General features: G+C 74.1%; 14 protein-coding genes. 9 read left to right on the plus strand and 5 right to left on the minus strand.

Annotation, left to right across the window (positions count from 1 at the left end; genetic code table 11):
- Nucleotides 1-121: 121 nt before the first annotated feature.
- Nucleotides 122-406, minus strand: a complete 285-nt coding sequence (locus ABD345_RS38690) for a DUF3311 domain-containing protein (protein WP_344559319.1) — start codon at nt 404-406, stop codon at nt 122-124.
- 433 nt (nt 407-839) lie between these two features.
- Here ABD345_RS38690 and ABD345_RS38695 point away from each other — a divergent pair, with 433 nt between their 5' ends.
- On the plus strand, nt 840-1,460 hold the full coding sequence (locus ABD345_RS38695) for a dihydrofolate reductase family protein (protein WP_344559321.1): 621 nt from the start codon (nt 840-842) through the stop codon (nt 1,458-1,460).
- 25 nt (nt 1,461-1,485) lie between these two features.
- Here the strand turns inward: ABD345_RS38695 and ABD345_RS38700 are convergent, their stop codons facing one another.
- A complete protein-coding gene (locus ABD345_RS38700) occupies nt 1,486-1,866 on the minus strand; it encodes a helix-turn-helix transcriptional regulator (RefSeq protein WP_344559322.1) in 381 nt (126 codons plus the stop codon).
- A 299-nt stretch (nt 1,867-2,165) separates the two neighbouring features.
- Here ABD345_RS38700 and ABD345_RS38705 point away from each other — a divergent pair, with 299 nt between their 5' ends.
- From ABD345_RS38705 to ABD345_RS38720, 4 genes are all read left to right on the plus strand, one after another.
- Nucleotides 2,166-3,545 carry an MFS transporter gene (locus tag ABD345_RS38705; protein ID WP_344559323.1) on the plus strand — a complete coding sequence of 460 codons (1,380 nt, stop codon included), beginning with the start codon at nt 2,166-2,168 and terminating at the stop codon, nt 3,543-3,545.
- 282 nt (nt 3,546-3,827) lie between these two features.
- A complete protein-coding gene (locus ABD345_RS38710; protein WP_344559324.1) occupies nt 3,828-4,484 on the plus strand; it encodes a DUF4232 domain-containing protein in 657 nt (218 codons plus the stop codon).
- A 364-nt stretch (nt 4,485-4,848) separates the two neighbouring features.
- Entirely contained in the window at nt 4,849-5,256 is a 408-nt protein-coding gene (locus tag ABD345_RS38715) for a cold-shock protein (protein WP_344559325.1), read from the plus strand.
- 25 nt (nt 5,257-5,281) lie between these two features.
- Nucleotides 5,282-5,698, plus strand: coding sequence for an NUDIX hydrolase (locus ABD345_RS38720; RefSeq protein WP_344559326.1), 417 nt, complete (start codon nt 5,282-5,284; stop codon nt 5,696-5,698).
- A 12-nt stretch (nt 5,699-5,710) separates the two neighbouring features.
- On the opposite strand, the gene ABD345_RS38725 is transcribed toward ABD345_RS38720, so the two are convergent.
- A complete protein-coding gene (locus tag ABD345_RS38725; protein WP_344559328.1) occupies nt 5,711-6,067 on the minus strand; it encodes a VOC family protein in 357 nt (118 codons plus the stop codon).
- An 84-nt stretch (nt 6,068-6,151) separates the two neighbouring features.
- Here ABD345_RS38725 and ABD345_RS38730 point away from each other — a divergent pair, with 84 nt between their 5' ends.
- Entirely contained in the window at nt 6,152-6,457 is a 306-nt protein-coding gene (locus ABD345_RS38730) for an ArsR/SmtB family transcription factor (RefSeq protein WP_344559330.1), read from the plus strand.
- On the opposite strand, the gene ABD345_RS38735 is transcribed toward ABD345_RS38730, so the two are convergent.
- Entirely contained in the window at nt 6,454-7,362 is a 909-nt protein-coding gene (locus tag ABD345_RS38735; RefSeq protein ID WP_344559332.1) for a helix-turn-helix domain-containing protein, read from the minus strand. The genes ABD345_RS38730 and ABD345_RS38735 overlap by 4 nt on opposite strands.
- A gap of 157 nt (nt 7,363-7,519) precedes the next feature.
- Between ABD345_RS38735 and ABD345_RS38740 the strand changes: the two genes are divergently transcribed.
- Together ABD345_RS38740 and ABD345_RS38745 are read left to right on the plus strand one after the other, a co-directional pair.
- Entirely contained in the window at nt 7,520-8,944 is a 1,425-nt protein-coding gene (locus ABD345_RS38740; RefSeq protein WP_344559334.1) for an MFS transporter, read from the plus strand.
- Nucleotides 8,945-9,070: 126 nt separating this feature from the next.
- Nucleotides 9,071-9,781: a ribonuclease H family protein gene (locus ABD345_RS38745; protein WP_344559336.1), complete on the plus strand. Its 711-nt coding sequence runs from the start codon at nt 9,071-9,073 to the stop codon at nt 9,779-9,781.
- Nucleotides 9,782-9,828: 47 nt separating this feature from the next.
- Here the strand turns inward: ABD345_RS38745 and ABD345_RS38750 are convergent, their stop codons facing one another.
- Nucleotides 9,829-10,278, minus strand: a complete 450-nt coding sequence (locus ABD345_RS38750) for a hypothetical protein (RefSeq protein ID WP_344559337.1) — start codon at nt 10,276-10,278, stop codon at nt 9,829-9,831.
- Nucleotides 10,279-10,508: 230 nt separating this feature from the next.
- Here ABD345_RS38750 and htpG point away from each other — a divergent pair, with 230 nt between their 5' ends.
- Entirely contained in the window at nt 10,509-12,353 is a 1,845-nt protein-coding gene (gene htpG, locus ABD345_RS38755; protein ID WP_344559338.1) for a molecular chaperone HtpG, read from the plus strand.
- Nucleotides 12,354-12,781 lie beyond the last annotated feature (428 nt).

Raw genomic sequence — 12,781 nt, forward strand, 5'->3', positions numbered from 1 at the left:
CCCCACTCGTGCAGGTGCTGGGCGTCGTCGGCCCGCCGCCAGCGGGAGGCCAGGAAGCCCATCACCGTCACGGCGGCGAAGAACAGCAGGAAGACCGTCATCGCGGTCCAGTCGACGTGCTTCACGCCCGGCCCCCGTCCTCGGGCTCGGCCTGCGCGGGCAGGACGGGCGCGGGAACCGGCTCAACAGCGGCGGCGGCCCGGCGGGCCAGCTCGTCCCGCCGCACCAGCAGGTACGCCGCGCCGGTGAACAGCGCCGACAGCAGCACCCACAGCAGCTGGTACCAGTAGAAGAAGGGCATGCCGCCGAGCTCCGGCGAGGTCTTGCTGTAGGACGGCACCCACAGCATCACCACCACCGGCACCAGCAGGCACAACCCGGCCACCACCCGGGCCGGGGAGACCACGGGCGGTGCACCCGCGGCAGGGACTTGGGACGACGACGACACGAGCGGCTCCGGAGGCTGACAGGGAGTCACCTCGTAAGCACCGCAGCGCACATGTCTGCACGCCCGCCGAGCAGTGCCCTCGGTGATCGGAAGGACCCCGCGAAGATAGGGCAGCGGAGTGACCACTGTCACTACCTTGTTCACCTGCTGATCACCCCGGACCGAAAACCCGGGGAACCGGGACCCCCGGACCCGTGGCATCCCGCCCGCGGTGATGTTCGCGCACCTCACCCCGGCGGCCGCCGCACGGGGTGGCCGCCGCGCCGGGCGTCCGCCGCCGGGGCGGGGGAGACTGGGCGGGGGAGACCGGACGGGCGGGCAGCGATGAGTTCGGCCGCCCCGGTCCGTCCGTACTCGTGACAGGACCACCCACCCCCCGGGAGCGCACACCATGGGAACCATCGACATCGAGCTGTTCACCACCCTCGACCTGGTCGGCCAGGCCCCCGGCGGCCCCGAGGAGGACCCGGACGGCTTCGCCTTCGGCGGCTGGCAGGCCCCGCTGATCGACGAGGTCGCCGGGGCGCAGATCGACGCCGCCTACGAAGGCACCGACGCGCTGCTGCTCGGGCGGCGGACCTACGACATCTTCGCCGCGTACTGGCCGCAGGCCGGTGACAACCCGTTCGCCGAACTGTTCAACCGCGTCCCGAAGTACGTGGCCTCGCGCGGGAAGCCCGAACTGACCTGGGCCGGCTCCGAACTGCTCGGCCCCGACCTGCCCGCCGCCGTCCGGGAGGTCCGGGCCCGGCACCAGCGGGTCAAGGTGGTGGGCAGCCTGGACCTGGTGCAGACCCTGCTGCGCGAGAAGCTGTTCGACCGGCTCGACCTGTGGGTGCACCCGATCGTGCTGGGCAGCGGCAAGAAGGCGTTCGGGAGCGGCGCCGTCCCCAGCAACCTCACCCTCCTGGAGCCCCCCGCCGCCACCCCGCGCGGCACCGTCCTGCTGCGCTACGGCCTGGCCGAGGGCGTCCCCGCCACCGGCGACATGAGCCGGCTCGACCAGGACTGACCGGCGCCGGAGTGGGCGGGGAGCGTCAACTCGCCTGCTGCTGGCCGCTCTCGGGCTCCCGGAGCTCCGTGCGGTCCTTGCGCGGGCGGCCCGGGCGGCGGCGCCCCGCCCCGGCGTACGCCTCGATGGTGGTGCGGCACCACAGCCGCCGGGCGTCCAGCAGCACGTCGGGAGCGGGGAAGGTGCCCCGGGCGATCAGCTTGCGCACCGCGCCGTCGGTCACGCCCAGCATCTCCGCCGCGCCCCGGGCACTGACCAGCTTCGCCTTCGGCTCGGCGGGCCCGGCCGTGGCGTCGGTCGCGGCACCGGCCGTGGCGTCGGTCGCGGCACCGGCCGTGGCGTCGGTCGCGGCACCGGCCGTGGCGTCGGGTGCGGTGGCGTCGGCTCCGCTCGCGTGCAGGTCCATCGAATCCTCCCCAGGGCTGATTCAGGGTAGCAAGGCGCCCGGCGGCGGGGGAGGTTTCCGGCCGGTTCGGCGGGCGCCGCGAAATTGTCCCGCCGACGGGACAATTGCCTTCCGGTAATTGTCCCGGAAAGCGGATGAATTCCGCCCGACCGGATTTCCGGAAGCCATTCTTGACAATGCGTCCGCTCGTGGATTTCCTGGTTCCCACACGCCATTCGGGGGGCGCCGAACCACGCCGGGGAATCGGCGGTGAAATTCAGTGCTGCCGCCCGGCCACCAGGAAGCGGAAGCGAGCAGCCGTGACGTCCCCTCCCCCCAGCACCCGCCCCGGCGCCCCTTCCGGCGCCCGCCCCGGCAGCCGCCCCGGCCTGGTCCTGGCGATCATCGTGGCCTGCCAGCTGATGGTCGTGGTCGACGCCACCGCGATGGCGGTGGCCCTGCCCGCGATCCGGGCCGGCCTGCACTTCTCCGACGGCGGCACCTCCTGGGTGCTGAACGCCTACGTCCTCCCGTACGCCGGGCTGCTGCTGCTCGGCGGCCGCACCGGCGACGTCCTCGGCCGCCGCCGGGTCTTCACCGCCGGGGTCGCCCTGTTCACCGCCGCCTCGCTGCTCGGCGGCCTGGCGCCCGCCGCGGGCTGGCTGCTGGCGGCCCGGGCCCTGCAGGGCGTCGGCGCGGCGTTGGCCGCCCCGGGCGCGATGGCGCTGCTGCTGGCCAACTTCGCCGAGGGGCCGGCCCGGCACCGGGCCCTGGCCGGGTACTCGACCGTCGCGGGCCTGGGCATGGCGATCGGCACCGTCGCCAGCGGCGTCCTCACCGACGTGGCCTCCTGGCGCCTGGTGCTGCTGGTCAACGTCCCGGTCGGGCTGGCGATCGTGCTGCTCACCCCGCGCCTGGTCGCCGAACCCGCGCGCAACCCCGGCCGCCTCGACCTGCCCGGCGCGCTCACCGCCACCACCGGCCTGGTCGCGCTGGCCTGGGGCCTGGTCGACGCCTCGGCCCACGGCTGGAACGGCCCCGCGCTCGGCGCACTGGCCGCCGCCGCGGTCCTGCTGGCCCTGTTCGCCCGGGGCCAACTGCGCGCCGCGCAGCCGCTGGTGCCGCCCCGGCTGCTGGCCGACCGGGCCCGCACCGGCGGCTACCTGGCGATGGCCCTGGCGATGGCGAGCAACTTCACCCTCGCGCTGTTCGTCCCGATGTTCCTCCAGGAGGTGCTGCACCACGGCGCGCTCGGCGCCGGGCTGGCCTTCCTCCCGATGGCGCTGACCGTGTTCGCGGTCTCCCGCGCCACCCGCCGCCTGCTGCCCCGGTACGGCCCGCGCCCGCTGGTCCTCGCCGGCCTGGCCCTGTGCGCCCTCGGCACGGGCCTGCTCAGCCGCCTGGACGTCCACAGCGGCTACCCGGGCGGCCTGCTCGTCCCGCTGCTCCTGCTCGGCCTCGGCATCGGGACCTTCCTGATGCCGCTGACCGGCCTCGTCCTCGGCGGCGTCCCCCCGGAGGACGCCGGTGCGGCCTCCGGCCTCCTGCAGACCTTCCAGCAGAGCGGCGGCGCCCTGGGCATCGCCGCCCTCGCCACCCGCACCACCCGCACCACCCGCACCGCACGCACCGACCGGCGACGGCCCCGCGGCGCGGACCGGGAGGCGGCGGCGAGCGGCGCTCCGGAGCCCGCCAGTTGACCCCACCTCACCTGGCGGTCGGTCAACTGTCCGAGGAACAACCGCCGTCCCGTCACGGATCCGTACCGGCCACCGGCGGGGGCAGGGGTGGGGAGGGTCGGGGTGCGGGGCACATCACGGCAGGTCAGAGGTGCTACGAGGGTTGCCGGGGCGGGCAGTTCGGGGTGGTAAGTGTCACAGCACTGTCCCGGGGGAACCCGGGGCGCAACGCTTCGGGCGGGACGGGGGTCCTGAGCTGTGTAGATTCGCTCGCACCGAGCAGCAGCCCCCGAGGAGACCACCATGCGCGTCCGCAATCTCACCTTCGCCACCCTGACCGTCGCGGCCGCCCTCACGCTCACCGCCTGCCAGGACGACGGCACGGACGGCGCCGCCGCCGCCCCGACCAGCGCGGCCGCCTCCACCGCCGCCCCGGCCGCGTCCGCCCCGCCCGCGGCCGCCCCGAGCCAGAGCAAGACCACCGCGGCGAAGGGCGGCGGCACGGCGTCCACCAGTGCCCCGGCCGGTTCCGGCGGCGGCACCGCCAAGTGCCGGACCGCGGACCTGACCCTGACGGCCACGGACGCCACCATCAGTGACGAACCCGAGGGCACCGTGGTGGTCGAGCTGAAGAACCACAGCGGCAAGAGCTGCAGCATCGGCGGCTACGCGGGCGTCGACCTGCAGACCTCGGCGGGTTCGCTGTCCGCCAAGCGGGCCGGCCAGGCGCTGCCCGCGAGCGTCCTGGCCAGCGGCAAGTCCACGTTCTTCCCCATCTCCTACCCGCTCAACACTTCGGGCGGCTCCGGCGTCCGGATCACCGGCCTGGTGGTGACCCCGCCGGACGAGACCCAGTCGGTCACCCTGACCTGGCCGGGCGGCGGCTCGCTGCCCGTCACGGACGGCAGCGGCTCCCAGGTGCAGGTCGGCCCGATGGGCAGCGCCGGCCAGGGCGGCTGACGGCCCGTCGCAGTCCGGGCGCCACCGCCACGAGAACCCCGTTCGCCCGCCGACCGTCGGCCCGGACCGCCGCTCTCCCCCGGAGCCGCGGCACGTCGGACCGGGGGCGGCGGGAGAACGGCCGGAGAACCGGCAGTCGACGATCCGTCGGGCGACGCGAAATCCCCCGCGCCCTTTCCTGCCGAACGGGCACGAATCTCCTCCGCCGTCCGGCTCCGGCCCGGCCGCCCGGTTCCACCCGGCGGCCGGGCCGTGGCGCGCCGCCCGCCGGTCCCCGGACGACGGGTTCGCCTTGCCTCCGCGACCGGGCTATCCTCGGGCCCAGGTTGCGGGCAAGGGGCCCGGAAGGTGTCTGGGGGTTGGCATGGTTGCCGGTCGCGTGGTGCGGTTCGACGGTTCGCGGGGTTACGGGTTCATCGCTCCCGACCAGGGCGGGGAGGACGTCTTCCTGCACGTCAACGACCTGCTGATCCCCGAGTCCTACATCCGCACCGGCCTCGCCGTGGTCTTCGAGATCGAGGACGGCGACCGCGGCCCCAAGGCCTCCTCCGTCCAGCTCGCCCCCGGCGTCGACCCCAAGGCCCCCGTCGCCCCCCACCCCGACCGCACGGTGCGCCCGGTGGACGACGACGACCAGCTCGCCTCCGACGACTACCTCGACGACGTCACCGAGGCCCTCCTGGAATCCGCCCCCTCCCTGACGGGCACCCAGATCCTCCAGGTCCGCACCGCGATGCTCCAACTCGCCAAGAGCCACGGCTGGATCGGCTGACCCTTCTCCTCGGCGGAGACCACCCATGAAGCAGCGCGTCCGCGCCGTCCTGCTCACCGACCGCGCCACCATGCTCGTCATCACCCGGGTCCGGCCCGGCGTCGCCCCCTACCAGGTGCTGGTCGGCGGGGGCGTGGAGGAGGGGGACGCGGGGTTGGAGGCGGCGTTGCGGCGCGAGGTCCGGGAGGAGATCGCCGGTGAGGTGACCGACCTGCGGCCGTTGCACGCGTGGGAGAACGACCGGGGCGAGACCGAGCACTTCTACACGGCCCGGGTCACCGCTTGGAACTTCGCGGACCGCACCGGGCCGGAGTTCTCCCGGACCGACCGCGGGGCGTACCTGCTCGAAGAGGTGCCCTTCACGGTCGAGGCGGTCGGCGGGCTGAACCTGATGCCGCCGCAGATCAAGGGCGTCCTGCTGGCGACCCTCGGCGCGGGGTAGGGGCGGGGCCGGTCAGGGGCGGGCGGTGTGCTCGATGTACTCGAAGACGACTCCGCCGGGGTGCCGCACGATGGCGTTGCGGCCGGTCGGGACCCGGTTCGGGCCGGAGAGGACCTCGCCGCCGTGCGCGGCCAGCAGCGCGGGCAGGCCGTCCAGGTCGTCGACCAGGACGGCGGCCTGGACGTCCCGGTACGGGGCGAGGGCCTCGTCGGTGCCCGCGACCAGCAGGAAACCGCCGATGGCGGCCACCTCCACGTCGCCGTAGGGGAAGCGGTTGCGGCACTCCTGGCCGGTCAGCTCGCGCAGGGCGGGCAGCGCGTGGTCCAGGTCGTCCACGTACAGCCGGGCCAGCGTGGTCAGGGCCTTCATGTCTTCCCCCAGGATCGATTCGACTTTCCCGAACTGTTGAACCGTTCGTCATACTAGACGCCGACCCCGAGCCGGAGGAAGCCGATGCGCGCACTGCCCCAGCCCCAGCCCGAGGACTTCGACCTGGCGACGGTGCTGCACGCCCTCGGCGACCCCGTGCGCCTGGAACTGCTGCGGCGCCTCGCGGCGGAGGGCGAGACCACCTGCAGCCCCGAGGGGGTGGCGGTCCCGCGCTCCACGCTGTCGAACCACTGGCGGATCCTGCGCGAGGCGGGCATCACCTCCACCCGGGTCAGCGGGAAGACCCGGCTGGTGACCCTCCGCCGGGACGAACTCGACGCCCGCTTCCCCCGGTTGCTCGGCGCCGTACTGGACGGGGCCGCCGACTAGCGTTCGGACCGAACCCGTTGCGCCGTCGTGCTCGCGGCCCCGGGGGCCGGGGGCCCGGGGGTCAGGGTGCCGGCGAGCAGGGTGAGGGCGGCGGCGGACGGGGTGGCGGGGGCGGCGCTGTAGAGCAGCAGGCGGTGGGTGGTGCCGTCGGAGAGCGGGAGGCTCTCGAAGTCGAGGTCGAGCGGGCCGACCAGCGGGTGGTGCAGGGACTTGCTGCCGACGGCGCAGTCGCGGACCGGGTGGCGGGCCCAGAGTGCGGCGAACTCGGGGCTCTGGATGGCGAGTTCGCCGACCAGGTGGGCCAGGCGGCGGTCCTCGGGGTGGCGGCCGACGGCGAGCCGGAGCGCGGCGACGGCGGTCCGGGCGTCCTCCTCCCAGCGGGTGTGCAGTTCGCGGGTGTGCGGGTCGAGGAAGAGCAGCCGGGTCAGGTTGGGGCGGTCGGCGGGCCGGTCGGGGGAGTGCGGGTCGAGGTGCCCGGCGAACAGGGCGTGGCCGAGGGCGTTCCAGGCGAGGACGTCGTTGCCGCGGTCCAGGACGACGGCGGGGACCTGCGGCATCGCGTCGATCAGCTGCTTGGTGGCGGGCCGGACCCGGGCGGGCCGGTGCTGCGGGGCGCGCCCGGTCCGGGCGGGGCGGGCCAGGTCGTAGAGGTGGGCGCGCTCGTCGGGGGTGAGGCGCAGGGCGCGGGCGAGCGCGTCCAGGACGCCGTCGGAGGCGTTGCCGCTGTGGCCCTGTTCGAGCCGGGTGTAGTAGGTGACGCTGACCCCGGCGAGCAGGGCGAGCTCCTCGCGGCGCAGCCCGGGCACCCGGCGGCGGCCCGGGTACGGGGTCAGCCCGGTGTCCTCGGGGCGCAGTCGGGCCCGCCGGTTGCGCAGGAACTCCCCGAGGGCGGTCGATGTCTGCATGCCGTCCAGTCTGCCCGCGCGGGGCGGTTCCGGGGCCGGCCCAGGGTGTCCCTGCGGGTGCTACCTTCCGCAGGGGTCTGGGTGGGCCGGCCGGTCCGGCGCAGGCTCCTCTCGTCACCGGACGAACGCGCCGAACGAGACGAGAGGGAGGCCCGCCATGGCGACGGCCGCAGCAGCGGAGTTCCAGGAAGCAAGCATCACAACGAAATTGACGAACCGTCAGAAGACCGTCCTACTGGTCCTGCTGGTCGCCCAGTTCATGCTGGCGGTGGACTTCTCGATCCTGAACGTGGCGCTGCCGGCGATCGGCCGGGGCCTCGGCCTCCCGCTGGACGGCCTGCAGTGGATCGGGACGGCGTTCGCGCTGTCCGCGGCCGGGTTCACCCTGCTGTTCGGGCGGATCGCCGACCTGTTCGGCCGGCGGCGGCTGTTCCTGGCGGGCCTGGCGCTGCTCGGGGCGTCCTCGCTGGTGGGCGGGCTGGCCACCGGGCCGGCGGTGCTGATCGCGGCCCGGGTCGCCCAGGGCCTGGCCACCGCGGCGGTCACCCCGGCGGGGCTGGCGCTGCTGACCACCTCGTTCCCGGAGGGGCCGCTGCGGCAGCGGGCGCTGGGCCTGAACGGGGCGCTGATGTCGGCCGGTTTCACCGCCGGCGCGGTCCTCGGCGGGGTGCTCACCGACCTGCTGTCCTGGCGCTGGGCGTTCTTCGTCAACGTGCCGGTGGCGCTCGGGGTGCTGCTGGTCGCCCCGGGGGTGATCCGGGAGAGCCGCCCGGACGTCCGCCCGAAGCTCGACCTGCCCGGCGCGCTCTCGGTCACCCTGGGCCTGCTCGCGCTGGTGTACGGCCTGACCCGGGCGGGCACCGCGGGCTGGGCGGATCCGCTCGCGCTGGGCGGGCTCGGCCTGGGCGCCGCCCTGCTGCTGGTGTTCGTCGCGGTGGAGCGCCGGGCCGCGGCGCCGCTGGTGCCGCTGTCGGTGCTGCGCCGGCGCGGCGTGGTGCGGGGGAACCTGGCGGGGCTGATCGCGTTCCTGACCGAGACCTCGCTGGTCTTCCTGCTGACCCTCTACCTGCAGGAGGTGCTGGACTTCTCCGCCCTCGCGGCGGGCCTGTCCTTCGGCGTGCTGGGCCTGGGCACCGTGCTGGGCGGGGCCACCGCGGCCCGGCTGATCGCCGCCACCGGCACCCGCGCCACCCTGGTGACCGGCGGCCTGGTGCAGGCCGCCGCGACCGCCGCGCTGCTGCTGCTCGGCACGGGCCGCTCCTCGCTGTGGCTGCTGCTGGCGGCGACCTTCGTCGGCGGCGTCGGCAACATGTTCGTGATCGTCGGCTTCATGGTCACCGCGACCTCCGGCCTGCCCGACCACGAGCAGGGCCTGGCCACCGGCCTGGCCACCATGACCCAGCAGATCGGCATCACCATGGGCACCCCGGTGATGAGCGCGGTCTTCGCGGCCCGGGCGGGCGCCCACCCGTCCGCCGGGGCGGTGCTGGACGGCGTCGCGCTCGCCGTCCTGGTGAACGCCGCCCTGGTGCTGGTGGGCGTCCTGAGCACCGGCTTCCTGCGCCGCCGCCGCACCGCCTGAGCCCCCGCGCCGCACCGCCCGGGCACCCGGGCCCGGCCCCCGTCCGCCCGGCCCGGATCCCCGTCCCGCCCCCGTTCCCGCGGTCGCCGGGGCGGGGGCGTGGGCGCGGGCTGGCATGATCGGGGGATGGTTGAACGAGTCATCGCCGCCTGCGACGGGGCGGCCAAGGGCAACCCGGGGCCCGCCGGGTGGGCCTTCGTGGTCGCGGACGGGAACGGCGCCCCGCAGCGCTGGGAGTCCGGTGCGCTGGGGCGCAACACCAACAACGTCGGGGAGCTGACGGCGCTGCAACGCCTGCTGGAGGCCACCGACCCGGCGGTGCCGCTGGAGGTGCGCCTGGACAGCACCTACACCCGGGACGCGGTCACCAAGTGGCTGCACGGCTGGAAGCGCAACGGCTGGAAGACCGCGGCGGGCAAGCCGGTCGCCAACCAGGAGCTGATCCAGCGGATCGACGCGCTGCTGACCGGCCGGGACGTCGAGTTCGTCTACGTGCCCGCCCACCAGGTGGACGGCGACCCGCTGAACGCCATCGCCGACAAGGCCGCCAGCGACGCGGCCCGCACCCAGCAGTCCGCCGCCGGCACCGCCGCCGACCTGCCGGTGCCCGACCCGGCCGCGGCCACCGCCGCCCCGCGCGCCCGCCGGACGTCCTCGTCCGCGTCCGGCGCCAACGGCGGTGCGGCCAAGCGGAGTTCGACGGGCGGCGGCGGCCGGACGCTGGCCGCGAAGTTCCCGGGCCGGTGCCCGTGCGGACGCTCCTACGGCAAGGGCGAGACGATCGGCAAGGTCGGCGGCAGCTGGGGCCACCCGGACTGCGCGGCCGCCCACGCCTGACACCCCCGGTGGCGGGGCCGGGGACCCGGCCCCGCCACCGGCGGCCGTCACTTCGCGGCGGGGAAGGCGGCGCGCAGCGCGGCGCCCCGGGTGAGGAGGGCGACGCCGACCAGCGCGAGGGCGGACAGGCCCTGCAGCACGGCGTACCAGGCCGGGCACAGCCCCGGGACCAGGTCGACGCCGATCACGGCGATCGGGGAGACGGCGCTCAGGGTGCGCAGGCGGTCGAACGCCTTGGCGTCGCCCGCGCCCGCCCGCCGCAGGTAGTGGCGCAGCAGGAAGACCGCCAGGAACAGGACCGCGCCGCGCACCCACATGAAGGCGGTGGCCTGGTGCCCGGTGGCGGCCATCACGGCGACGGTGCCCAGGACGATCGCGCCGACCGCCCCGAACAGGTCGACGCAGGTCCGGACGGTGTCGAGCGCCTGCCGGGCCCGGGCGTCGGCCCCGGCGCCCGGGTCGGTGTCGGTGCCGGTGGCGGCTTCGAGGCTGGTCATGGTGGCGTCCCCCGCTTCTCGTGCGTGCTGTGTCGGTGTGCCACCGACGCTACGGACCGCGCGCCCGCCCCGACATGGGCCTGCCCGTACGACCGGGTGGGTCTGGGCCCACCTTCCACGGGGTTTGTCCGGGCCCCCGCCGGTGTGCCAGATTGCCACGGAGCGCGTGTTCCCGTACCCGTACCGTCACCCGTACCGTCACCCGAGCGAAGCAGAGCGAAAAGGACCCGATGACCACCGAGACGCTGGAGTTCCAGGCCGAGGCGCGGCAGCTGTTGCAGTTGATGGTCCACTCGATCTACTCGAACAAGGACGTCTTCCTGCGCGAGCTGATCTCCAACGCCTCCGACGCCCTCGACAAGCGGCGCCTGGCCGGCCTCACCGAGGAGCGGCTGCGCACCGACGACCTGCACATCGCCCTCGCCCTCGACCCGGACGCCCGCACCCTGACCGTCCGCGACAACGGCATCGGCATGACCCGCGAGGAGGTGGTCGGCCTGATCGGCACCATCGCCCGCTCCGGCACCGCCGAGACGCTGCGCCGCCTGCGCGAGAGCAAGGAGCCCGCCGAGCTGATCGGCCAGTTCGGCGTCGGCTTCTACTCCACCTTCATGGTCGCCGACAAGGTCACCCTGCTGACCCGCAAGGCCGGCGAGCCCACCGGCACCCGCTGGGAGTCGGCCGGCGAGGGCACCTACACCGTCGAGGAGGTCGCGGACGCGCCCGAGGGCACCACGGTCACCGTCCACCTGCGCCCCGAGGACGGCGAGGACGGGCTGCACGACTACACCGACCTGGCGACCGTCCGGCGGATCGTCAAGCGCTACTCCGACTTCATCGCCTTCCCGATCCGGGCCACCGCGACCGAGGGCGCCGAGGAGCAGGTCCTCAACTCGATGAAGGCGCTCTGGGCCCGCCCGCGCGCCGAGGTCGCCGAGGAGGAGTACCGCGAGTTCTACCGGCACGTCGCGCACGACTGGACCGACCCGCTGGAGACCATCAGCCTGCGGGCCGAGGGCACCTTCGAGTACGAGGCGCTGCTGTTCATCCCGGCCCGCCGCCCGCACGACCTGTTCCAGCGCGACGGCCGGCACGGCGTCCAGCTGTACGTCAAGCGGGTGTTCATCCTGGAGGACAGCCGCGAGCTGCTCCCCGACCACCTGCGCTTCGTCAAGGGCGTGGTGGACGCCGCCGACCTGTCGCTGAACATCTCCCGCGAGATCCTCCAGCAGGACCGGCACATCCAGCTGATCCGCCGCCGCCTCGCCAAGAAGGTGATGGCCACGGTCAAGGAGATGATGACCGGCGACGCCGAGAAGTACCGCACCTTCTGGCGGGAGTTCGGCCCCGCCGTCAAGGAGGGCCTGCTCGACCCGGCCGAGGACCGCAAGGCCATCCTCGACGTCGCCTCCTTCGCCAGCACCGCCGGCGAGGAGCCGACCTCGCTGGCCGACTACGTCGCCCGGATGAAGGACGGCCAGGACAAGATCTACTACATGACCGGCGAGAGCCGCGCCCAGGTCGAGAACTCCCCGCACCTGGAGGCGTTCCGGGCCCAGGGGTACGAGGTCCTGCTGCTCACCGACCCGGTGGACGAGATCTGGGTCGAGGGCGTCCCCGAGTACGCGGGCAAGGAGTTCAGCTCGGTCGCCCGCGGCGCCGTCGACCTGCCCGCCGAGGAGGTCTCCGAGGAGCGCACCGGCTCCTACGCGCCGCTGCTCGGCTGGCTGGGCGAGACGCTCACCGAGGTCAAGGAGGTCCGGCTCACCAGCCGGCTCACCAACTCGCCGGCCTGCCTGGTCAGCGCCGCCGACGGCCTGACCCCCACCCTGGAGAAGATGTACCGGGCGATGGGCCAGGACGTCCCGACCGCCCGGCGGATCCTCGAACTCAACCCCGAGCACCCGCTGGTCGACGCCCTGCGCGCCGCCCACCAGGAGCGCGCCGAGGACCCGTCGCTGGCCGAGACCGCCGAACTCCTCTACGGCACCGCCCTGCTGGCCGAGGGCGGCGACCTGGCCGACCCGGCCCGCTTCGCCAAGCTGCTCGCCGACCGGTTGGCCCGCACGGTCTGACGCTCCCGGCCGTGGCCCCGCCCCCGCTCGTCCCGGGGGTGGGGCCACGGCTTTTGCGCGCCCGGAGGTGATCACGCATTGTGACTGTGCTTGTGTGGATTCTGGCCCGTTCTGACAACGTTGTCCAGCGGTTTGCGGTAGCAGTCCGATAACGAGACTAATCCGTCATCAAGTTAAGTAAAGTTTTAGTGCTTGGCAGCTTTGTTGCTTAAAAACCGCTGTATTTCAATGTTGACCGGTCTATGGACATGGTCGGGATGTGACGTCTACGTTAAGCGTCCAACAGCCCGGAGCTGATCCGGTGCCGTGCAGAACGCCAATGAAGAACAGTGTGAAGGATGAGCGAGATGCGCAGAGGATGGCTGGCCGTCGCGGCCGCTTCCATGGTGGTGCTCACTGCGTGTAGCAGTGGTGGCGGCGGTGGGACG

The organism is Kitasatospora saccharophila (genome assembly GCF_039529925.1).
Classification (GTDB): domain Bacteria; phylum Actinomycetota; class Actinomycetes; order Streptomycetales; family Streptomycetaceae; genus Kitasatospora; species Kitasatospora saccharophila.

What these genes read in the sequence shown, in the direction of transcription:
- ABD345_RS38695 (WP_344559321.1), top strand. Translation starts at nt 840, where the DNA reads ATGGGAACCATCGACATCGAGCTGTTCACCACCCTCGACCTGGTCGGC.
- ABD345_RS38700 (WP_344559322.1), bottom strand. Translation starts at nt 1,866, where the DNA reads ATGGACCTGCACGCGAGCGGAGCCGACGCCACCGCACCCGACGCCACG.
- ABD345_RS38710 (WP_344559324.1), top strand. Translation starts at nt 3,828, where the DNA reads ATGCGCGTCCGCAATCTCACCTTCGCCACCCTGACCGTCGCGGCCGCC.
- ABD345_RS38715 (WP_344559325.1), top strand. Translation starts at nt 4,849, where the DNA reads ATGGTTGCCGGTCGCGTGGTGCGGTTCGACGGTTCGCGGGGTTACGGG.
- ABD345_RS38720 (WP_344559326.1), top strand. Translation starts at nt 5,282, where the DNA reads ATGAAGCAGCGCGTCCGCGCCGTCCTGCTCACCGACCGCGCCACCATG.
- ABD345_RS38725 (WP_344559328.1), bottom strand. Translation starts at nt 6,067, where the DNA reads ATGAAGGCCCTGACCACGCTGGCCCGGCTGTACGTGGACGACCTGGAC.
- ABD345_RS38730 (WP_344559330.1), top strand. Translation starts at nt 6,152, where the DNA reads ATGCGCGCACTGCCCCAGCCCCAGCCCGAGGACTTCGACCTGGCGACG.
- ABD345_RS38735 (WP_344559332.1), bottom strand. Translation starts at nt 7,362, where the DNA reads ATGCAGACATCGACCGCCCTCGGGGAGTTCCTGCGCAACCGGCGGGCC.
- ABD345_RS38740 (WP_344559334.1), top strand. Translation starts at nt 7,520, where the DNA reads ATGGCGACGGCCGCAGCAGCGGAGTTCCAGGAAGCAAGCATCACAACG.
- ABD345_RS38745 (WP_344559336.1), top strand. Translation starts at nt 9,071, where the DNA reads ATGGTTGAACGAGTCATCGCCGCCTGCGACGGGGCGGCCAAGGGCAAC.
- ABD345_RS38750 (WP_344559337.1), bottom strand. Translation starts at nt 10,278, where the DNA reads ATGACCAGCCTCGAAGCCGCCACCGGCACCGACACCGACCCGGGCGCC.
- htpG (WP_344559338.1), top strand. Translation starts at nt 10,509, where the DNA reads ATGACCACCGAGACGCTGGAGTTCCAGGCCGAGGCGCGGCAGCTGTTG.